The sequence below is a fragment of the Gemmatimonadota bacterium genome (assembly GCA_026705765.1).
GTDB lineage: Bacteria > Latescibacterota > UBA2968 > UBA2968 > UBA2968 > VXRD01.
Genome location: JAPPAB010000036.1, coordinates 1 through 21,460, shown reverse-complemented (window position 1 = coordinate 21,460; position 21,460 = coordinate 1). Strand labels below are relative to the sequence as shown.

Annotated in this window: 16 protein-coding genes; 8 read left to right on the top strand and 8 right to left on the bottom strand. The window is 49.2% G+C overall.

What is annotated here, in order from left to right; all coding sequences use genetic code 11:
* Positions 1-2 precede the first annotated feature (2 nt).
* Positions 3-740, top strand: coding sequence for a hypothetical protein (locus OXH16_04550; protein ID MCY3680643.1), 738 nt, complete (start codon positions 3-5; stop codon positions 738-740).
* A gap of 11 nt (positions 741-751) precedes the next feature.
* Here the strand turns inward: OXH16_04550 and OXH16_04545 are convergent, their stop codons facing one another.
* The 3 genes from OXH16_04545 to OXH16_04535 form a co-directional block, all read right to left on the bottom strand.
* Complete coding sequence (locus OXH16_04545) at positions 752-1,909, bottom strand: ATP-binding protein (GenBank protein ID MCY3680642.1); 1,158 nt, start codon at positions 1,907-1,909, stop codon at positions 752-754.
* Positions 1,910-2,024: 115 nt separating this feature from the next.
* The gene (locus OXH16_04540; protein ID MCY3680641.1) at positions 2,025-3,404 is read right to left on the bottom strand and encodes a sulfatase-like hydrolase/transferase; all 1,380 of its coding nucleotides are present in this window, start codon (positions 3,402-3,404) and stop codon (positions 2,025-2,027) included.
* Positions 3,405-3,419: 15 nt separating this feature from the next.
* On the bottom strand, positions 3,420-4,265 hold the full coding sequence (locus tag OXH16_04535; protein MCY3680640.1) for an amidohydrolase family protein: 846 nt from the start codon (positions 4,263-4,265) through the stop codon (positions 3,420-3,422).
* 111 nt (positions 4,266-4,376) lie between these two features.
* Here OXH16_04535 and epmA point away from each other — a divergent pair, with 111 nt between their 5' ends.
* Positions 4,377-5,630, top strand: coding sequence for an EF-P lysine aminoacylase EpmA (epmA, locus tag OXH16_04530; GenBank protein MCY3680639.1), 1,254 nt, complete (start codon positions 4,377-4,379; stop codon positions 5,628-5,630).
* A 97-nt stretch (positions 5,631-5,727) separates the two neighbouring features.
* Here the strand turns inward: epmA and OXH16_04525 are convergent, their stop codons facing one another.
* Positions 5,728-6,915 carry a ribonucleotide-diphosphate reductase subunit beta gene (locus tag OXH16_04525; GenBank protein ID MCY3680638.1) on the bottom strand — a complete coding sequence of 396 codons (1,188 nt, stop codon included), beginning with the start codon at positions 6,913-6,915 and terminating at the stop codon, positions 5,728-5,730.
* 683 nt (positions 6,916-7,598) lie between these two features.
* Between OXH16_04525 and OXH16_04520 the strand changes: the two genes are divergently transcribed.
* From OXH16_04520 to OXH16_04505, 4 genes are all read left to right on the top strand, one after another.
* Entirely contained in the window at positions 7,599-8,495 is an 897-nt protein-coding gene (locus OXH16_04520; GenBank protein MCY3680637.1) for a hypothetical protein, read from the top strand.
* A gap of 345 nt (positions 8,496-8,840) precedes the next feature.
* A complete protein-coding gene (locus tag OXH16_04515; protein ID MCY3680636.1) occupies positions 8,841-9,374 on the top strand; it encodes a DUF4065 domain-containing protein in 534 nt (177 codons plus the stop codon).
* A 3-nt stretch (positions 9,375-9,377) separates the two neighbouring features.
* Positions 9,378-9,689: a hypothetical protein gene (locus tag OXH16_04510; protein ID MCY3680635.1), complete on the top strand. Its 312-nt coding sequence runs from the start codon at positions 9,378-9,380 to the stop codon at positions 9,687-9,689.
* A gap of 1,086 nt (positions 9,690-10,775) precedes the next feature.
* Positions 10,776-11,933: an IS256 family transposase gene (locus OXH16_04505; GenBank protein ID MCY3680634.1), complete on the top strand. Its 1,158-nt coding sequence runs from the start codon at positions 10,776-10,778 to the stop codon at positions 11,931-11,933.
* Positions 11,934-12,050: 117 nt separating this feature from the next.
* Here the strand turns inward: OXH16_04505 and OXH16_04500 are convergent, their stop codons facing one another.
* Together OXH16_04500 and OXH16_04495 are read right to left on the bottom strand one after the other, a co-directional pair.
* Positions 12,051-13,460: a PIN domain-containing protein gene (locus OXH16_04500; GenBank protein MCY3680633.1), complete on the bottom strand. Its 1,410-nt coding sequence runs from the start codon at positions 13,458-13,460 to the stop codon at positions 12,051-12,053.
* Between the two features lie 246 nt (positions 13,461-13,706).
* Entirely contained in the window at positions 13,707-16,595 is a 2,889-nt protein-coding gene (locus OXH16_04495; protein ID MCY3680632.1) for a ribonucleoside-diphosphate reductase subunit alpha, read from the bottom strand.
* A gap of 550 nt (positions 16,596-17,145) precedes the next feature.
* Here OXH16_04495 and OXH16_04490 point away from each other — a divergent pair.
* Both OXH16_04490 and OXH16_04485 read left to right on the top strand, forming a co-directional pair.
* A complete protein-coding gene (locus OXH16_04490; GenBank protein MCY3680631.1) occupies positions 17,146-18,306 on the top strand; it encodes a DUF2961 domain-containing protein in 1,161 nt (386 codons plus the stop codon).
* 4 nt (positions 18,307-18,310) lie between these two features.
* Complete coding sequence (locus OXH16_04485; protein ID MCY3680630.1) at positions 18,311-19,399, top strand: NAD/NADP octopine/nopaline dehydrogenase family protein; 1,089 nt, start codon at positions 18,311-18,313, stop codon at positions 19,397-19,399.
* A 67-nt stretch (positions 19,400-19,466) separates the two neighbouring features.
* Here the strand turns inward: OXH16_04485 and OXH16_04480 are convergent, their stop codons facing one another.
* The gene (locus OXH16_04480; GenBank protein MCY3680629.1) at positions 19,467-20,804 is read right to left on the bottom strand and encodes an insulinase family protein; all 1,338 of its coding nucleotides are present in this window, start codon (positions 20,802-20,804) and stop codon (positions 19,467-19,469) included.
* Positions 20,776-21,460 (bottom strand): hypothetical protein (locus tag OXH16_04475; protein MCY3680628.1); only part of this gene is annotated, 685 nt, incomplete at its 5' end. The genes OXH16_04480 and OXH16_04475, both read right to left, overlap by 29 nt.

Sequence of the window (21,460 nt, the reverse complement as noted above, 5' to 3'; positions counted from 1 at the left end):
CAATGAATGACGATACGCAAATCGACATGATCCCGCTGGATTACGGGCGTTCGTTCCTGATCGGGAAAGGGCACGCCAATGAGGCGCGTTTCTGGATTGAGTCGCGCACCCGCGTTATCGACGACAGGCGGGGGATCTGTGATGATTTCTACCAGACCGCCTCATGCAAGAGCGAGAATACCTTTCACGAGCAGGATCTGTTTATACAGGACAACTACGATTTTCTGCCGATCTTCAGCGCCGGGTACGGTCTTATTTTCAGGCGCCATGCTTATCTCAGTGACCGCTACAGGGAAACGCGCCCGTACACGGAGATGTTCGGCGGTTACGACCTGCACCTTGTGGAAGGCACGACGATTCGCGAGTTGCCGTCGAACGCAGAGATCCGCGAGGAGACGTATCGCTTTGCGCCGCTGGTTTCGCAGACCGAGATCCGCAACGACGATACCGGCCTTCGGGCACTGATTGAATGCCCGGTTAAGACGATGAATACTCGCCGTGACGACGACCGCTACCAGGTCGATACGGGTCCGATCGCCTTTCCGGATCTTTCGATGCGTCCCGAGCGGCTCATCGATTGCCTGATGCTGGCTTTCGTGGCTTTTAATGTCCCTCATTTCGCCGATTTCGTGATCGAAGTGCCCACCACGGTCGATCCCGACCATCCCGATTTGCAGATCTACCATTTCTCGAAGATCGTCAGCCTGCCAGCGCGCAACCGGCTTTTTGCGGTTGAATAGGGCGGCTTCGATTATAGAAAGATGTGATCCACGTCGGTAAAATGCAGTACGCTGGCATGGGACAGTTCGGGTGTGAGATTGCCCGCGTAGATGATGTGGCCTTTTTGCGCGGATGACGCGATTTTTTGGAATTGTGCGATGCCTTTTGCAAATTCTGGATTAAAGGTCATAGCCGATTTGATTTCAATGGGGATTAACTGCCTGTTTTGCCTGAATAACAGATCTACTTCGTTGCCTTTGTTGTCGCGGTAAAAGTAGAGTTCAGGCTCTTTTCCCGCGTTGAGTCTGGCTTTCAAGGCTTCGATAACGACCATGTTTTCAAAGAGATTCCCGATTAGTGGATCCCGGGTAGCGAGTGCGGGCGATTCAATGCCGAGCAAGTAGGAAGCGAGTCCGACATCGATAAAATAGATTTTTGGCGATTTGATGATGCGTTTACCAAAGTTTTCAAAATAGGGATTCAACCTGAAAATGGTGTGCGATGCTTCGAGTACGGAGAGCCATTCTTTTAGCGTGGTACTCGACACACCCACGTCGTTAGATAGAGAACTCAGATTCAAAATCTGACCGACGCGTCCAGCCAACAGGCGCGTGAAGTTCTCAAAATCTGTCAGGCGTCTGAGATTGATCATTTGTCTGATGTCGCGCTCGATATAGGTTTGACAGTAATTTCGGTACAGGCGAGTCGGATTGATTTTTTCGTTGTAAAGCCGGGGCATAAAGCCCTGGTAGATAAATTCGTCGCGCGTGTGTGTGATACCGGTTGCTTTGAGTTCTGATATCGACAGGGGCAGCAGGCGCAAGAGGGCGGTGCGTCCGGCCAGGGATTGGGCAACGGCTTCTTGAAGGCGCAACTGATGACTGCCCGTGAGTATATATTGCCCGCGTTGAGGGTTGCTGTCAGCGAGGACCTGGATGGTTGAGAGCAGTTCGGGTACGCGCTGAATTTCGTCGATGATAACGGGTGGGGGAAATTGTGAGAAGAAAGCGTTGGGATCGCTTGTCGCAAGCAGGCGTATGTCGGGTGCTTCCAGGTTCGCGTAAGCGTGGTTGGGAAATTGCATGCGCGCCAATGTGGTTTTTCCCGCCTGGCGTGGCCCGATGATTGTCACTACGGGAAATTCGTTTGCCGTCGCGGCCAATTCTCTGGCGATTTGTCGTAATATCACGGTGCTGATCCTTGTTCGCGTTGATGTAACTCATGGATAAAATAAGCAAATCGGTACATATTTCAAGTTAAACTTGAGATTTGTACCGATTTTAGGTTTATATCTGTGATATCATTTATGACGATGCGATGCGCCGCCGATCTGCTTCTACGGCTTCAAACCACGTTTCCAGTTCGCGTTTCATGCGGTGTACGCGGTCTGGCTGTTGTTGGGCGAGGTTGATGTTTTCGTGCGGGTCATTTTTTATATTGTAGAGTTCCGGGTCGCCTGGTGGTGATAGTGTCCGCTCCACGGGTGGATTTTCCACGTTCATGAGAAAATGCGGTACTTCGAGATTTTTCTGGAATGGTGGATTGTCCGATCTCATTTTTTGCATGGCTTCTTCAATGCGGGGCCAGTAGAGTTTCCATTCCCCATCCCGCATCGCGGCATTGCATGTGCCGATGGGGTTGTAGCGGTTGAATTGCCAGTATCGTTTGGTCGGGAGTTTTTGGGGGTCTCCCTGTAATGCGGGCATGACATTCATTCCGTCTGAGGGCGTTTGCATGTCGATTCCGCAGGCCTGTAATAATGTGGGCATCCAGTCTGTGAAATGAAGCATGCCGTCATACGTCTTGCCCTTGGGCAAGCCCGCTGGCCAGCGGATCAGGCCCGGTACGCGGATTCCGCCTTCGAGTACATCGTATTTCATGCCCCGAAATGGTCCGTTGTAGCGGGTCTGGTCGTTTTCGCCTTTGCCGAGGTGTACAGGTCCGTTGTCGCTGGTGTACAGTACGATGGTGTCTTCCGCCAGGTCGTGTTGTTCGAGTGTATCCAGAATTTGCCCGATTCCGGTGTCCATCCGCCGGATCATTCCGTAGGTGAGGCACACGGCGCGGGTGAATTTTTCCATTTCTTCAAAGGGGCGGATGTCTTCTTCTGGCGCTTCGAGTGGTCCGTGCGGCGCGTTGTAGGCTATGTAGAGAAAGAACGGCTCTGTTTTGTGCCGTTTGATAAATTCAATGGCGTCCTGTGTGAATACGTCGGTGAGATACCGGCCGTCTGACCATTTCGGCTGTCCGTTGTATTCGATGATCCAGTTCCAGTAATTCATCCCTCCGTTTAAGAATCCCGCGAATTCATCGAAGCCCCGGTTGTTCGGGTGATACCGCATGTCGTGTAGTCCGTTGTGCCATTTTCCCACCATTCCCGTTGCATAGCCGTTTGCTTTGAATAGGTCCGCGATTGTGGATTCGCCGAGTGCGATTCGGTCCAGTCCGCGGTTTGACTCTACGCTCAGTACGCCTACGCGGTGATTGTAGCGTCCGGTTAAAAAAGCGGCACGGGCTGGCGCGCAGATTGGGGATGCGGTGTAGTGCTGATTCAGGCACAGTCCTTCCTGTCCGATGCGGTCGATGTGGGGTGTGTCCAGGTCTGGGTTTCCGTAGATGCCCAGGTCGCCATAGCCCTGGTCGTCGGTTAGAAATACGATTATGTTTGGTCGCTTACCAGTCATTTTGTTCCTTAGTGGTCAGGGCAAGATATCTACGGTCAACCGATCTGTCTGATCCGGGTTGCAGGCCCAGAGCCTGTCTGGACTGTACACACGAGGTGCTTGAGGCGGTTGCGTCGGCAATGTCCAGTCGGGTTTGTATTGTTTGATCAGGGCCAGGACATTTCGATGGGCGATTCGATCTTTCAGGTCGTCGTCGCAGTCGGCTTCTTCTATTACGCGCTGGAGGAAGCGATAGTCGTAATACGGCAGGTCTGCTCCGAATATGAGTCGCTCGCGTCCGACTTTGTCGGCGAACCATTTGAAGTCCCATGTGGATCCCCGTCCATCGGGGTATTGTACGACTTCGAACCAGATGTTGTCGTGCTGTGATAGGTTTTCCGCGGCCCATGTGCTGGCATGCACGATAAATTGTGCGTTTGGAAATGTTCGGGCGGTGCGGTCCATCAAGTTGTCGTGCCAGTGCAGGTTGCACAGTCCGTTTCGCGCGGCTGCGACTTCTACCATGGGGAGGATTTCTTCTTTCATCGGGGGATGTCCGGCGATTCCGACGAGGCTCAGGTCGTCCATGGCTTTTTCGGCTTCGTCAATGCCGAGTTCGCCAAATCGCGGCTCGATGAGTGCCATGCCTATGGGGAATACGTCTGGAAATTTTTTGCATGCGCGGGCTATTGCTTCGTTTTGTTCCCGGATGTCCTGTATTCCCCGGGTGATTGGGCTGCCCACGGCTGTTGGCATTGAGATGGCTGCGTAAATGTCGGTTTCGGCAAATCGGGATAAGCACATTTGGGCGTTTTGTCCGACGGTGGGTGCGCGGTTAATGGTTCGTCCGATGTGGTTGTGACAACAGATGTAGGGGCGCATGGTGGGTCCTTTTGGGATTGTGGGAGATTAAATTTTTTGCGTTAAGAAGGCAATAACATGTAATATATGACATCGAATTTAGCTGTCAATTAAGAGACGAGGACAATATAGATGCGCGAGTATCCATCCCCCCATTATCCCGCGCGGTGTAAGCGTACGCATCGGATCTGTGAACTTCAGTCGGGTGCGTTTGCGGTTGTGGCCGGGCGGCTTGTAGAGCGAGATTCGCTTTCCGATGAGACGGGTTCGGTGCGTCTGGGTTTTAATACTGCGGATGAGGCAAGGACTGGAGATATTGTGGAGGTTGAGGGGCGTCTTGAAGGCGATGTTTTTTATGGTACAGTGCTGCGGGTGCTGGTGCCGTCGCGCGATGGCGCGGTGCCTTTAACCCAGAGCGTGCAGGCAAATTTGCGCAAGCGCGCCAAAATTATCGCGGGGATTCGCCGCTTTTTTGATGAGAAGGGTTTTGTTGAGGTTGAGACCCCTCTGATGGTGCCGCAACCGGGTATGGAGCCGCATCTCGAGGCGTTTCAGACGATGTATGAGATGCGTCAGTTTTATCTGCATACGTCGCCTGAGTATGCGATGAAACGTCTTCTTGCGGGAGGATTTGAACGGATATACCAGGTTTGCAAGGTGTTTCGGCACGAGCCTGTTGGCAGGATGCATACGCCGGAGTTTACGATGCTGGAGTGGTATCGCGCGTTCGCGGATTATACGGAGATTATGGTGGATACCGAGTATCTGATTGCCGGTCTCGCGACAGATTTATATGGAGAGCCTGTTGTGCGGACGGGTGAGTACGCGGTTGATCTGACGCCGCCGTGGGAGCGTCTTTCTGTGCGGGAATCGATGTTGCGCTATGCGGGTATTACTGCCGATCCGTATTTGGAGACGGGTGCTTTTATCAGGCAGGCAGGGCATGCGACGGTTGATGAGGACGATCCGCCAGATGTCGCGTTTTTTAAGGTTTTTCTCGATCGGGTTGAGCCACATCTGGGTGTGCAAAAGCCCGCGATTTTGTACGATTATCCCGCGCCGATGGCTGCGCTTGCCAAACGCAAGTCCAGTGCGCCAGATCTGGCTGAGCGTTTTGAGGTTTATATTGCGGGGGTGGAGTTGTGCAATGCGTTTACAGAGTTGAACGATCCGGATGAGCAACGCCAGCGGTTGGAAGAGGAAGTTGCCCAGCGCGTGCGTGAGGGGAATCCGGCTTATCCGATTGACGAGCGTTTTCTCGCGGCGCTCGAATACGGGATGCCGCCTTCTGGCGGTATTGCGCTTGGGGTGGATCGTCTCATTATGCTGCTTACTGGGGCGTCTTCTATAAGCGAGGTTATGGCTTTTCCCATGTCTGATCAATAAAAAAACAGGGTGGAAGATATGTGTCTTCCACCCTGGACCAGGCTCTGATTTCCCTTCCCCCGTCAAGCCTGAATAAATTCTTGTTCAAGTTTCAGGTTTAATCATCCCACTGCAAGGATCCCGCGCTTTGATAATCCGTGACGCGCGTTTCAAAGAAGTTCTTTTCTTTGGCGATGTCGATGGTTTCACCCATCCACGGAAATGGATTTTTCGATCCATAGACTGCTTGTAGTCCAATCCGTTCCAATCGCCGATCGGCGATGAATTGGACGTATTCGCGGAATAAGTCTTCATTGAGGCCGAGTACGCCGTCGGGTACGCAATCCCGTGCGTAGATGACTTCGTATTCCACGGCTTCGTGGATGAGGTCGTAGATGTCGCGTTGTAGTTCCGTTGTCCAGATTTCTGGGTTTTCCAATTTTATGGTGTTGATCAGGTCGATGCCAAAATTCAGATGTATGGTTTCGTCGCGCAGGATGTACTGGAATTGTTCGCCAATGCCGGTCATGCGGTTTTGCCGGTGGAAAGATAGGATCATGACAAAGCCGCTGTAAAAGAATATGCCTTCCATGATGACGTAAAAACCGACGAGGTTTTTCACGAATTTCTGTATGCCTTCAATGCTTTGTGTTGTGAAGTTGGGGTCCAATACGTCTTCGGTTAGTTCCATCACGAATTTGTCTTTGCCTTCGATGGAGGCGACTTCGTGATACATGTTGAATACTTCGCGTGCGTTCAGGCCCAGGGATTCGACGATGTAGTGGAATGTGTGCGTGTGTATGGCTTCTTCAAATGCCTGGCGCAAGAGGTATTGCCTGGCTTCGGAGTTTGTGATGTGTTTGAAGATTGCGAGTACGATGTTGTTGCCGACGAGGCTTTCGCCCGTGCTGAAGAATCCGAGGTTTCGCAAGATGACTTTTCGCTCGGCGTCGTTCAGTGCATTTGAACGCCAGAGTTCTATGTCGCGCTGCATGGGCACTTCTGTCGGCATCCAGTGATTGGCACATCCGTTGAGATAGTGCTCCCAGGCCCATTCGTATTTGAGGGGCATTAACTGGTTTACATCTACCTGCCGGCAGTTGAGCAGTCGCTTGTCTTCCGGGTTGATGCGTTTGCTTAGATCATACGCCTCGCCAGTGGCACCGCAACATAGCGCGGATGGCGCGTCAGTATTATCCGCTTCAACGGGTGCATGAATACCGTTTTGCTGTGCCTGACCACCGTTTTGGTAGTCCATATTTGCGTGACTTTCAACATCTTCGTCTTCAAATATGAGCTTAGCCATATCACAACTCCTTTACCAGTTTCTTTGTTCATCGGGGAGATGCATGGATGATAATTCTAAAGACATACTATATACTGCTTTAGGGGGAATATCAACGGCGTTTTTTGTGGGTCGCATTCTGCAAGATAGGTGTGTCATACAAATCAAGGACAAGCATGACGAGGGGGACTCGTTCACTATATGACTACCAAGTCAATGACTATGCGCCAGGTGGGGGATGTTGTAGGGAGAGGGGATGATCTTAAAGCGATACCCCCTATCGCTTTAAGATATTGATGTAATTCTCGACACGCAACACAATATTTTGTTGCTTATGCAAAAAAAATTACAAAATCTTGTAGTATATAAGTAATCCTCTATATAATATCAACCCCAAAATACCCATATAACTGATGTTACGCAAGAACCACCGCGGCGAACAAATGGACAAGTGGTACATATCTTGCACATTACCGCCCATTCATCGCTCAAAATGTGCAGAGCGTGTTCGCGCCAAACAGGCGATCCACAAATTCAAGTTGTAAACAAGGGTGAAATACGGCATATTGAAGGCATAATAAGGGTATTTGAGGTTGTTCATACCATTTGTCGAGCGATGCTATAACATTGGCATGGTGTTTGCTGGGGTTCTGACTGTTGTGTGTTACAAAAAGACGCCAACCCTCAGACCCAGAGCATTTCTTATGGCAGACATCGACACGATTTCCAAATACTTGATTCAACACTTTCCCGACCACTTCGCCTGCTTCGCCCTCGCACGAGACGATGTCGAGGTCATTGAAGTCATCGACACGGAGCAACCCACGGTAGAAGCCCGCCGAACAGATAGCTTCATCCGTGTGCGAATTGGCGAAGCAGAAGCACTGGTACACAACGAGTTTCAAACTACGGACAGCACCAATCCGCCTATGCCACGCCGTATGGCTGGCTATATCGGACGCGCCATTGAGCATTATGGCTTGCCGATCTATTCTAACGTCATCTACCTGCGTCCCAATGCTGGGCAGCGCGATCCTGGATTCTACGAGCAAGTCCTACCTGGCTACCGCGTGGTGATTCAGTACAATGTAATTCGACTGATTGAGGTCGAAGGCCAGCGCGTTCTTGATGAGGGGCATTCGGGTCTGATCCCTTTCACGCCCTTGATGAAGCCACCTGAAGGGATGGCCTCAGAAGCGTGGTTGCGTCAGTGTATTCATACGGTTCGGATGCGCCGCATAGATCGGTCACCTAAGGCCAATTATCTGGCAGGTATGGCGGTTTTGAGCGAGTTAGTTTACGCGTCTGAAACTGTTTCTGAAATCATTATCAAGGAGGGTCTCATGGATCTGATCCGCGAATCATCTCTTATCCAATACTTTAAGCAAGAAGGCAGAGAGGAAGGTATTGAGCAAGGGGGCAGACAACGCGCCATTGAAGATATTCTCGATGTGTTGGAGATTCGATTTGATCTGCACGAAGCAGACCCCCTATCTACTCGCATTGCGACTATCGAAGATTTGCAACGCCTCAAGCAGTTGCTCCGTACGGCGGTCCAGGTGTCCAATCTTGATGAATTTGAGCGCATGTTAGATTCATAGAAAAAGCCGGACTACCCTTGTGAGCAATCTGATTTCTTTGCTTAAAGCCGCCATCTACATACGAAAAATAAAAGTGCGGTTTCATTACTTAATTTTGAATAAAAATTAGAAAAATATAACCAATGATGCCGGTGTTGTGGCGTCAGTAGATTTGTAGGTTCGTATGTTCGTAGCGTTAGCATATATGACCGCGTTAGAAGCGTTAGAAACGTTGGTTAAATTCCTTGACATGATCCCATTTCCTTTCTATGTTAATATATTTCAAATTCCTGTAATAATCACAATAATACAATCTAATAATCCCCCTCTCCCGTTCTGATGAGAGAGTAATCAAGGAGGATGTATATGGGTTACTCTGCATTTGCTGTGGCAAATTACTTTTTAGACCTTGCCAAGAAGGATGGTGTTGAAGTAACACCATTGATGATACAAAAACTTGTGTATATCGCCCATGGGTATCATCTCGCTTTTACTGCAAGAGATAACCCGCCTGATGGTCTTCCATTAGTTGACGACGAGTTCGCCGAGGCGTGGCAATATGGTCCAGTATTCCCGTCGCTTTACCACCATTTTAAGCACTTTGGGAGAAATCCAATAACAGAACCCGCACAGGATGTTGACTTTTCCGATGTTGATGGAGAACTCCGCACAAATATCACAACTCCGGAGATAGATCAAGACGATAAATACACTCGTGCTTTGTTGGATAAAATTTGGGAGGTTTACGGAGAATATACGGGGCTGCAACTTTCTGATATAACACACCGAGAAGACACACCATGGGATAAAACATGGAAAAAAGCAGAGGGATTCAGAAACGCACATATATTAAACAAAGATATAAAAGAGTACTATTTGAAAAGGATAAACAGGGATTAAAAAATGTCAGAGCCGCCTTCTGAGTTTCATATTTCTCCCGAAGACGCCCCCAAAATAAATAAGGCTTCTGTTGAAGATGAGGCTTTTGAGTTTCAATTAAAGAAAGAGGCCCAGGCTCAAGGCTTATTAGGAAAAATTTGGGGTGGAAAAGACAACATATCAAACAATATAATGGGTTTAATTGCAGTAGTTCTTTTGGTTGTGTTGTTTATTCTTATATTTGTTGAAAATCCTGCACCATATCTTATTGAATCGATAGTTTCCCTATTGACTTTAGTTATTGGTTTTTTCGCTGGTAGGCATAGAAGTCAATAACTAAACTGTTACTCTTTACGCACCGGATAGTCCAACTAAAAGAGGGGAACGCAAGTTGCGTTCCCCTCTTTTCATATTACCCTCCAGTAATATTGTATATAATCCCAAAATTTACTCTCTGCTATCGTAGGTAGCAGGAAAGAATAATATTATCCATAATAGCGTGGTTTTAATACTTAATTTTGAATAAAAATTAAGTACTGTCCATTGAGTACAGATTGGTCTTTTCCCTTGTCAAATCAAATGGAAAAGTTTTACCAGTAGTGTCTATATGTGCCGGAGTGACACTATTTGCGTGTCATCGTAGGCACTCTTTTCACCGACTGCCACATTTTGCCAGAAAAGAACGAAGGCTCGCCTCGGATCCAGTTAGGCGAGCCTTCATTTTGTTGCTTCAACGAGTTTTATACATCGTAGGCAAACGAAAAGCGCATCAAAACATCGAAGACCTGATATTAGAAGTTAATAGTCGAATTTATACACATACCAGGTATCATATTCGTTACCTGCTCCCCCAGGCGCGGATACACATCCATATAAGAGAGCAACCTCATTTTCCCTCTTTTGCGCTTCGGACTTGGTGTTATATTGCCCCATAATCATCCAATTCCTAAGAGTGGGATACTGAGTCTCCCACTCACGTTTGCGCCTATTGGGATCTGTAGTGATTCCGACCCTGCATGCCATATCTAACTCCTTTGAATAGGGTAAGTGGCAATACTGCTAAAATGAGCAGTATTGCCGGTAGTTGCAGATTTTTGTATATCTATGACGGTGATTATATGTATCTTGTGACCCTTCTGGTCCTCGTAGTGGTTCGGCTACCACATTTTAGAACCGTTTTAACCTCGAATGTTACCGGAATTCTTCGTCTCGGTAGTCGTCTTACTGCGGTTCTTCTGGTAATTCTCATATAATTCACCTCCCTTCGTGTTAAGGGTTTATTGCCTGCGGTGACAGCACTCATCGCAGGCATCTTTTGATAGCGTCCCTATATTTCTGTAAAAAGTAAAAAGTCACCGTAGCTCCGAGAAAAATCTTAAAATAGGGGTGAACGAAGTATAAACCCTAACCTTGGAGGCTACGATGACTTACCCCAAAGATATTAAAATTACTCAAAGAGAGCAATTTGCACTTTTGAATGACCCTGATTTTCTCAATCAGGCCATCACACGCTTCCTCCAGCAGTTCCTCGAAGCGGAGATCACGTCGTTTTTACAAGCAGAACCCTATCAAAGAACCAGCGACCGTACGGGCTACCGTAATGGGTATAAACCGCGTGTTCTCAAGACGCGCGTAGGCCGTATCGAACTGTGCGTTCCTCAAGATCGGGAAGGGCGATTTAGCAGCGAGTTATTCTCACGGTTTCAACGCAGTGAAAAAGCGCTGATTCTTGCCCTTCAAAAGGCGTATGTGCAAGGGGTCTCCACACGCAAAGTGACAAAGATCACAGAAGCCTTATGTGGGACCAGCGTCTCAAAGTCTCAGGTCAGTGAACTTTGTCAAGACCTTGATGCAGACATTACTGCCTGGCGGGGGCGTCCCCTTGAGCAAGCATACCCTTATCTGATCATTGATGCGACTTATCTCCACATCCGATCTCTTGGACAGGTCGCTTCTGAGGCCGTCTTAATCGTTTCTGGGATCTCAGGGAGTGGGCACCGAGACATTTTGGCCATTGCCGTGGCGCACACTGAGACAGAAGCTGTGTATGCGGCCTTGTTTAAAGACCTTAAAAAGCGTGGGTTAAAGGGTGTGCATCTGGTTATCTCTGAGCATCACGAAGGCTTACAAAATGCCATCAAACGACACTTTCAGGGGGCATCTTGGCAGCATTGTCAAACGCACTTTCACCGAAATATCAAAGGTATCACACCGCCTAAGTATCAACGCGAAGTTGCACAGGCTCTCAAAGACGTTTTCAATGCACCCGATCAGGCCAGTGCACAAGAGCGCCTATCTTCCTTGATGGACACCTATGAAGAGATACTGCCCAATGTGGTGGAGAAGATAGACCAGGATATCATCCATGCTCTGGCCTGCTTCCACTTTCCACAAAAGCACCAAAGACGCATTCGTACGACCAACCTGTTGGAGAGACTCAATCGTGAGATCAAAAGACGTGCCGATGTCGTGCAGATCTTCCCCAACCGGCAGGCTTGTGAACGTCTGATCGGTGCGTTGTGTATGGAATGGTCTGATGAGTGGATCACCGGCAGACGCTATCTGGACATGACGGATTAAAAATAAACGCTCTGACCCCTATATCACGGAGCTACTATTTTACAGAACTTTTTGGACTTGACCCATCTTTTTTCATTGATGCCTTTAGCCTTTTTTATACCAGTATCCCCACCTTGGCTAATCTATCCTAACTTCAACATTAAACGTACCCTCGCGGGCAGAGGATAAATTCGCTGCGCTAATCCAATATTCTAACTGAAAACTCTTAACGAATTCATAGGATTCAAACTGCACATGTGGTATTGGCGATATCTGATAACGATAGCCGTGCTTAAGATTATCCCAATGCATGGCCACGCAGGTGCCCCTATCGTCTTCGTATATTGACGCTTCTGGCTGGAAGTTTGTAAGGCGGTTTAAATCTGATAATGATCGAAAATGAAGTGATGACAGGTCGGTTCGAAAATCTGGGGTTAAGTAAGATTCGAATATGTTTTTTGGTTTTGGTCGTTCGGGTGGTTTTGGCTCAGGGGGTAGGTACAGAGAATTTTCGTCTATTGAAACACTTACAAAATTGGGGAACCGGACCTTCACATCCACATCTTGTGCCGGACAAGACCCACTGTTGAAAATCCAGAGGTCGAGCGGCCTAAATAGGGACCTCTGAATTTCAATACCTCTCGTTTGGATGAGCCAGTTTCGGTATTCCTCAAAGAATGCATATAACTCATCGTTGTAGTGTTTCCGTTGTTCATTGGTAATCACCGATTTATTTAACAGGTCCGATTTATTTAACATATCCGCTATGTTCTTGGGGGTGGACATGCTTGTTATGCCCCTGGAGAGAGTCAGGCTCGCTGTGCTACTGGGGATTGCCCCCGGTCTCGAAAGATATTCGTTCTGAGTGTTCTCCATCTCCATCAAAGGATACTTCCCACGGAGTCTCTGTAGAATATCCTCGAGTTCGGTCGGTGAATAAGGATGAAGCTTTGGGCCTACTACTATCAAGCCTCGATTCGAATTCTTTCCTGACTCCAGACAAAGTTTGGGTAACCGCGACTTGAGGCGCTCATTTTCAAGGCGAAGAGTTTTAATCTCACGATCTGATTCATCAACGGCGTCCTCCAACAGTAGTTCTGCCGGGAGTTCAAGGGATTGTAATTTCAGTCTTCTTAAAGTCAGCTTAATAGTATAGTCTCTATGGACTACAGCCACTTGATTGGAATCAGAATTCTTTGCAAAAGCAGACGCGATGACCTGATGGTCTGGTTTGTTTTTTTCCAGCTTTAGCTCTTCCCAGTCCACCTTTGGAGGCACCGATTCGACGATCAACTGCACACCTTCTCTCAGATCTCCAGAGAATTTGTCGCCGATGACCTTATCAATTAGTGCGAGAGTCTTTCTCGCTCGTTCTCGCATCTTGGCAAGCCTGTGTTGATCCTTATGCTTGTCAAGTTCTTCGATGACTATAAGAGGCACATAGATTATGGGATTCTCACATCCCGAGATTTTCGACCAGTTAATCTGATTGATTGGCTGGTAATGAAGCAGCACGTTTGTATCAACGATAAGGTATTTATTGCTCATCGGAATCCTCCGAAAATTTATCTGCCTTGTTAAAATTTGTACTACGCTTAAATTTTTACACCAAACCGCTTGATTTTACACTTGTCAGGATATTAGAATTGTCATAAATTCAGCCAACTGATGCAGTCAAGTCAGTACTTATTAGATCTTTGAAGGTCGTGTCTCCGTGAAAGACACGACCTTCTCTTATTTATAAGTTTTTAATTCATAATACCTCCAAAGTAGCAATCCCTATTTCTAACCACCCTACTGACACGCCTCACATGTCCCATCTGTAATATCGCACGCCTCGGCTGTTGGGCCTGGGGTGGCAGGTGCTTGGTGTACCTGTCCATTGAGAGACGCGTCTGTTTCAACAGGTGCGTCTTCGCGTTGTACTTGCACATCGCTCGAAGCGGATTTGGACTGCATCCACCGGGGCTGGACGCCGCGTTTGTTGATGTCCATGGTGGATTTTTCGATCTGGGTCGCGGCGAGTGAGCGCAAGTAGTACGTGGTTTTCAGCCCGCGTATCCAGGCGAGTTTGTACATGTCGTCCAGTGCTTTGCCGCTGGGGGCTGCGATGTACAGGTTCAGGGATTGGCCCATGTCGATCCACTTTTGCCGGCGGCTGGCGCATTCGATGAGCCATTCGGGGGCTACTTCAAATGCGGTTTTGTAGAGGTCTTTCACATCTTGCGGCACGCGGTCGATTTCCTGGACTGAGCCGTCGTAGTATTTCAGGTCATCTACCATCTGGTCATCCCACAGGTCGCGTGCTTTTAACGCATTGACCATGTAGGGATTTAATACTGTGAAGTCACCGGATAGATTTGCTTTTACATACAGGTTGCGATACATCGGCTCGATGGATTGTGTCACGCCCGAGATGTTCGATATGGTGGCGGTTGGGGCAATGGCCATGACGTTGCTGTTTCGCATGCCGTGTTTGGCGACAGCCTCGCGCACCACATTCCAGTCCAGGCGCGCGGAGGTATCGACTTCGAGGTACGCCCCCCGTTCCTGTCCCAACACGGTCAGGGTATCGATGGGCAAAATGCCGCGGTCCCATTTTGAACCGATGTAGGAATGGTATGTGCCGCGTTCTTCGGCCAGGCGCGTTGAGGCGAGGATCGCGTAGTACGAGATCATTTCCATGCTGATGTCGGCAAAGTCAACTGCGCCTTGCGAATCGTAGGGCAAATTCAACGGGTAGAGTGCGTCCTGAAATCCCATCACGCCCAGGCCCACGGGGCGGTGGCGTTTGTTGGATGTGGCGGCTTCTTCTGTGGGATAGAAATTGATGTCGATTACGTTGTCCAGCATTCGAAGCGCGGTGGATATCGTGTCTTCCAACAACTCGCGGTTGAGGCCCGTGGGTGTGATGTGTGCCACGAGATTTACAGAGCCGAGATTGCACACCGCGGTTTCTTCGCGGCTCGTGTTCAACAGTATTTCAGTACATAAATTCGAGCTGTGGACAACGCCCGCGTGATCCTGCGGGGAGCGGATGTTGGACGGGTCTTTAAATGTGATCCACGGGTGTCCGGTTTCAAAGAGCATGGACAACATTTTTCGCCACAATTGCACGGCATCGATCTGGCGAGATTGTTGCAGTTCACCGGCTTCGGCTTTTTGTTCATAGGTGAGGTATTTTTCTTCAAATGCTTTGCCGTACAGATCGTGCAGGTCGGGGACTTCATCCGGGCTGAACAGGGTCCAGGATCCCTTTTCCATGACGCGTTTCATAAACAGGTCGGGGATCCAGTTGGCCGTGTTCATGTCGTGTGTGCGACGGCGGTCATCACCCGTGTTTTTGCGCAGTTCCAGAAAGTCCTCAATATCCAGGTGCCAGGTTTCCAGATAGGAGCATACCGCGCCCTTGCGTTTTCCGCCCTGGTTGACGGCAACGGCGGTGTCGTTTATGACTTTCAAAAATGGAATGACGCCCTGGCTTCTGCCATTTGTGCCGCGGATATAGGAATTTGTGGCGCGCACATTTGTCCAGTCATTGCCCAGACCACCCGCCCATTTGGATAATTTGGCATTGTCGGATACCATTTTGAATATGTGTTCCAGATCATCTTGCGCGGTTGACAGATAACACGAGGATAGCTGCGGATGCAGAGTACCGGCATTGAACAGGGTGGGTGTGGCAGAGACGAATCGGAAGGAAGACAGTACTTCGTAAAATTGAATGGCGCGCGTTTCTTTGTCGTCTTCGTCCCAGGCGAGACCCATTGCCACGCGCATCCAGAAGAACTGCGGGGTTTCAATGCGGCGCTCGTTGACGTGGAGCAAATAGCGATCAAAAATGGTTTGTACGCCCAGGTATTCAAAGTCTTCATCGCGCTCGGGTTTTAATGCCGCGGACAGACGCTCCAGGTCAAATACGCGCAATTTGGGGTCTAAACGGTCGTTTTCAATGCCGGTTTCAATAAATTTTGCAAATCCCTGCCGACAGGCTGTGTCCCTGTTTTCTATCGCGGGTTTGAACCCCAGGGCATGGCGATAGATCACGTTGAGGAGCAATCGCATGGCAACTTTGCTATAGGCGGGTTCTTTTTCCACGCGGCTGCGCGCTGCCAATATCATGGCGCGTTCGATATCGTCGGGTTTGATGTCGTCGTAGAGGGAGCGATATATTTCGTCGAGCAGGGCCTGGGGATCTACCTCGTCATCGCAAACGGCAAATACTTCGGCGCGAATGCGGTTGGCATCGAGGGGTTCGCGCTTGCCGTCGGCTGTTTGTACGCGCAGTTTGGGCGCGTTGGGGTCCTGGGGTTCTTCTTTGCCGCTGAGTACGCGGGCTTTTTTGTGGTCTTCTCGATAGACGATGTAGCGCCGCGCGACGGCAAAGTGGCCTGCGCGCATTAAGTGGATTTCGACTTTGTCCTGAATGCGTTCGACATCCACGCTGTCATCCGGTTCGTGCAGTTCCCCCTCAATTTCAGCAATAACAGCGTCGGTGAGTTCCGACACATCGGCTTCGATTTTGGGCGGCAATGAATGATCGTTGGACAAGCCCAACTCGGCTCTAAATGCCGCCTCAATCGCGCGTTCAATGCGCGCGCGGTCAAAATCCACGATCCGACCATCGCGTTTGCGTACCGCAAAACCAACCGCTTCCAGTAAAGTGTCAACTATTTCGGCCATGCATGCCTCCCAAATGCGAAACTACTCCCGCGCGTTCTGACAGAAAAAATAAACCCGTAACCGCTGCACAAAGATCGCAACGGGGAGGGTTGAAGAGATGAGTTGGGGATATATTTCAAGACAACAAATCGGGAAAACATGAGGTTGGAAATCCCAATCGCAGAGGTGGGGAGAGACTGCGAATAATGGATTTGTCTTCCCGAAAAAAATAACAACTTATCTGTAAAAAGCAGGTAAAGGGGGAGAGTGGATGAATTTTCACTAACAACTGCAAACACAATATATGGTGGTCTATGAAAAAAGTCAATACCAAATGTGCTTAAATTGTAACTTTACCCGCATTGTGTTGTGCGTGCGTCCAATTACCTGTATATGCGAGATTTAGAGCAAAAAAGCGGAGGCTGGGAGAAATGGGTTTCGCATGTGCGATAGGGAAACAATGCATTTTTTTACGTATTGTTTTTTTGTAAAAAAACCCTTTGACGCGGTGGGTAAAATTCCGAATATTCTGAGCGTTGATAGGGAAGTTAATTTTTAATAAGGAGGAGAGATGGACGCTCATTTGCTCGCTTCACTTACACAGACCAAAAAGGCCAGGACACTGCGGGCATCGTCGTGGGATATTAGCGGACGCAATGGCGATGCATGGGTTATTGAGGGCGGGGAGACGCGGGTGTTGGCCGATCTTAAGGGACCGGGTTGTATTACGCATATCTGGATGACGCAAAGCGGGGATGGTGCTTTTCGCAATGTGGTTTTAAAGATGTTTTGGGATGGTGAAGACGATCCGAGTGTCGAGGTGCCGCTGGGTGATTTCTTTTGTTTGGGACACGGTATTTCCACGTCTTTTCAGTCGCTGCCCTTTTCCGCGTCTGCCAATGCCCAGCGCGAGAATCAGTTTGTGCCCAATGCCGCGCTGAATTGCTATTTGCTGATGCCGTTTAATCGTTCTGCGCGCATTGAGGTGACGAATGAGGGCGATGAGTCTTATCGGCAATATTTTTATGTGGATTACGAGTTGTACGACGATCCCTGGGGAGAAGATACGGCGTATTTTCACGCGCAATTTCACCGAGAGAATCCCTGCGATGGTTGGGGGCATGAGATTCGCGTCAATACGCCAGAGGCGAATATCGTCAATGTTGAGCGGCAGGCGTGGGATGGCAATTACGCGATTCTGGAGGCGACAGGGGTTGGGCATTATATTGGGTGCAATTTGTCGGTGACGAATTTTCAGGGGACGTGGTGGGGCGAGGGCGATGATATGATCTGGGTGGATGGATACAAATGGCCGCCTGAGTTGCACGGTACAGGTAGCGAGGATTATCTCAATCAGGCGTGGGGGATGCAGGATAATGCGTTTTTGATGAATGGGTCGTCGATTTACGAGCGGAATACGGGCGGGTATCAGACGTCTTATGTGTTTCATTTGACCAATCCGGTGCGGTTTGAAAAGGAGATTAAGGTGACGATTGAGCACGGTCACGGGAATCATCTGGCGAATGAGATGGCGTCTGTGGCTTATTGGTATCAGAAGGAGCCTCATCGCCCATTTGGGATTATAGATGTGGCACAGCGACAGCCTGTAGAGAAGCGCGAAGGTGAGTGGGTGAAGGATAGCGCGAACCAGACGCCGCATCGCGAGGTGGATTTGAATGCGGAGATGAGAGAGAAGAAGCAACAGTGGGCGATGAAGAGTGAGGAGAGATAGGACTATGTCTGAACATATTACAATTTTGGGTGGGGGTAATACGGCGTTTGCCGCGGCTGCGAATCTGACTTTGAAGGGGTTTGGCGTTACGCTTTGCGAATTGCCGGATTTCAGAGAGATGCTTGATCCCGTGCGCGATAGTGGGGTGATTCATCTGGAGGGTGTTGAGGAGACAGGGGCGGCGAAGGTTCACTCTTTGACCACGGATATTGAGGCGGCACTGAATGCTTCGGATCTGATTCTGGTGATTGTGCCAGCGTATGCGCATAAACCGTTTGCGCTGGCGTGTGCGCCCTATCTGGGCCCCGAGCATACGGTGGTGCTGATGCCGGGTACGCTGGGTACGCTGGAATGGGCGACGCTGTTGTGGGAACGGGGTGTGGCGGGTGTCGCGCTTGCCGAGGTGGATACTGCGCCTTATGTGTGTCGGAAGACTGCGCCGGATACGGCGACGATTTGGGGTACTGTGACGGGGTTGGGTTTGGGGGTTTTGCCGGCGACGGAGACTGAGCGTGTGCGCGAGCGTTTATCGCCTTTTTTTCCGGGGATTCAGACGTATCCGACGGTGATGGCGTGTGGTTTGTCTGCGATGAATCCGGTTGTGCATCCCGCGGGTGTGTTGATGAATGCGGGGCGGATTGAGTATTCTCACGGGGAGTTCTATTTTTACGAGGAGGGGGTTTCCCCGTCTGTGGCGAAGACGATTATGGCTGTGGATGCCGAGCGCAGAGCGATTGCAAAGGCTTTGGGGTATGATCTGGTGGCGGCTGATGAGGCGTTTTATCGGGCGGGTTTTGGTCCGAAGGGGGATTTGTGGGCCGCGATTAATGGCAGCCGGATGCTGACGCAACTCAAGGCACCGGGATCGCTGGAGAGCCGATGGCTCACGGAGGATATTCCCTACGGTCTTTCAGCCTGGCACGATGTGGGCGCGCAATACGGGGTGGAGGCGCCGTTGATGCGCGGGCTGGTGGATATTGCATCTGTGGTGATGGGTTTTGATGGGTGGACTTCAGGGCGCAGCGTGCGCGAGTTGGGGATTGAGGGGATGGGGTTGGAGGATTTGAATGGGTTTTTGGAGAATGGGTATTAGGAAGTGTGAAGTAGGAAGTGTGAAGTAAGAAAGAAAAGCCCACCTGCTGGGGAGCGAGTGGGCTTTTTTATTCGATCAGTTCTTTGGTATTGTGAACGCGAATATCGACTTCGGGCAAATGGGTGTTCAGGATTTCGGTAATGTGATCCCTGGGGCCGACGAAGATCATGATCATATTCTGCGGCACAAAGTATTTTTCGAGAAAGGCGCGGACTTCATCGTCGGTAACGGCATCAAATCCGCCTTTGCGGCGCGGTGATTTGTAAATGGCTCTGTTTACCTCGCGGTTGAGGCTTTGCTGTGGTGTTCTGTCGTGGACAAAAGATATATCGTCAGTTTCACGGTGTTCTTTGAGTGTTTCCCAAAAGCGAGGGTTGTCGGGCAGGTTTTGGATGAAGTCGTACATTTTTGTGATCAATTCTTCGCTATTATGGAGTTGGGGATCGGCATAGATTTCGATATATCGGGCATTTTGTTCGGATAGATACCGAGTAGAAGTCCCATAGACCAATTTCAATTCTCCTCTGAAATATTTATAGAGCAATCTGGACTCAGGATATCGGCCAAGCGTGTCCGATATCATGTTTGGAATATAATTTTCTTCACCCGTTCGGCCGGAGGGAATCAGCCAACGACAGAATACATTTTTTAAGTGTGAATAATTTTGAAAAATAAAAGCCGTGGGACCAACTTTGGCATTTGTTGATGGTAAATTCAATGAATGTACAAAGCCGCCCGCCTGCCCGCGCATCTTCCTTTCTTCTGTTAATGGACGCAGTGCGTTGGCAATTTCAGTGGAATCGCGGTCTGAAATGACCTTAAAGAATACCACGTCTGTTTTCAGGAGTTGATCCGCGTATTGTCTGACGTCGTCCAATGAGAGATCATTCAGCGTTTTTAATGAGCGCATTTTCATGATGCCAAGGGTTTGTGACAGTGCCAGATTTTTCATCAGCCTATAGTTTGATCTTTTGATCTCATTTTTGTAATCGGCACTTAGTTGTGCTTTTACATATTTCAGATCATACTCTGTAAACGCGAGATTATATATCAGGTCGCGGACTATTTCTATTGCTTTGCCACTGTGCTCGGATAAGCCATAAATGGAGATGGTCTGGTATTCAGTGCTGGTCGTGATATTCAGATGGGTGCCCAATGCTTCGAGTTGATCCAGGTGCCCCTGTTTTTTTGCTATTTCCCAAATCAATTTTTCGACTGTTTTTGCAAGGCCAATCTGCGAAGGGTGTTCCGCACCACTTCCCGCGCCGAGAAAGACAATTTCAATTCTGGTGAGGGGGGCGCGTTTGTCGATGCGATAAAAGATGTGGTGGTTAGGGATCTCGGCAAACGCAGATAGGGTGCCAAGTAGAACAAAGCTAAATATCAGGGCTAAAAATCGTTTCATTGAGTGTCACCTTTTGAGAAGTGGAGAAAGTCATCCTGATCCTGGCCTTTCTCTGCCATTTTTTTATTTTCCATACAAATAGTGCGACAATACCGCCCAACAGCGTTAGAATACCGACCAATGCCAATACTATACCTGAATAGTATCCAAAGGTTCGGGGCTTTTTCGGAGGCAGTTCTTTTTTTTCTATCTCTGTGAGGGAGTGGGTGATTGAATTGTCATCTTTCAGATATTGATCGATGATGCGCGGAATATCTTCTGCGCGGATGGATTTAAGATCTTGTATCAATTTTGGATATAGCAAGGGATCATCGGCGTGGGCAAATGCGCCGCCAAATGAAGTCGCCATGCTTGAGCGGTTGTAAAATGCGGAATACAGGCTGGACAACTTCTGGTTTCGGGCGGCATTGAATTCTGCATCAGAAATGGTTTTCAGATTTACCAATGCCACATGGATCATGTCCTGGATCGTATTTCGGGATGTATTATGGGGCAGTTCTGCCTGGCAAGTCATCAAGCCGAATCCCTTAAAGCTGCCTACTGAGACGCTGAAAGATTTTGCGAGCCGAGAATCGACCAGTGAAGCACCCAGGGAATTTGAAGGCTTTTCCAGCAGACGTTCCACAATGAGCAGACCCGCATAGTCGCGATTGCCT

Excerpts from the sequence above, each read along its gene's own strand:
- OXH16_04550 (MCY3680643.1), top strand. The coding sequence starts at position 3 with ATGAATGACGATACGCAAATCGACATGATCCCGCTGGATTACGGGCGT.
- OXH16_04540 (MCY3680641.1), bottom strand. The coding sequence starts at position 3,404 with ATGACTGGTAAGCGACCAAACATAATCGTATTTCTAACCGACGACCAG.
- OXH16_04535 (MCY3680640.1), bottom strand. The coding sequence starts at position 4,265 with ATGCGCCCCTACATCTGTTGTCACAACCACATCGGACGAACCATTAAC.
- epmA (MCY3680639.1), top strand. The coding sequence starts at position 4,377 with ATGCGCGAGTATCCATCCCCCCATTATCCCGCGCGGTGTAAGCGTACG.
- OXH16_04525 (MCY3680638.1), bottom strand. The coding sequence starts at position 6,915 with ATGGCTAAGCTCATATTTGAAGACGAAGATGTTGAAAGTCACGCAAAT.
- OXH16_04520 (MCY3680637.1), top strand. The coding sequence starts at position 7,599 with ATGGCAGACATCGACACGATTTCCAAATACTTGATTCAACACTTTCCC.
- OXH16_04515 (MCY3680636.1), top strand. The coding sequence starts at position 8,841 with ATGGGTTACTCTGCATTTGCTGTGGCAAATTACTTTTTAGACCTTGCC.
- OXH16_04510 (MCY3680635.1), top strand. The coding sequence starts at position 9,378 with ATGTCAGAGCCGCCTTCTGAGTTTCATATTTCTCCCGAAGACGCCCCC.
- OXH16_04505 (MCY3680634.1), top strand. The coding sequence starts at position 10,776 with ATGACTTACCCCAAAGATATTAAAATTACTCAAAGAGAGCAATTTGCA.
- OXH16_04500 (MCY3680633.1), bottom strand. The coding sequence starts at position 13,460 with ATGAGCAATAAATACCTTATCGTTGATACAAACGTGCTGCTTCATTAC.
- OXH16_04495 (MCY3680632.1), bottom strand. The coding sequence starts at position 16,595 with ATGGCCGAAATAGTTGACACTTTACTGGAAGCGGTTGGTTTTGCGGTA.
- OXH16_04490 (MCY3680631.1), top strand. The coding sequence starts at position 17,146 with ATGGACGCTCATTTGCTCGCTTCACTTACACAGACCAAAAAGGCCAGG.
- OXH16_04485 (MCY3680630.1), top strand. The coding sequence starts at position 18,311 with ATGTCTGAACATATTACAATTTTGGGTGGGGGTAATACGGCGTTTGCC.
- OXH16_04480 (MCY3680629.1), bottom strand. The coding sequence starts at position 20,804 with ATGAAACGATTTTTAGCCCTGATATTTAGCTTTGTTCTACTTGGCACC.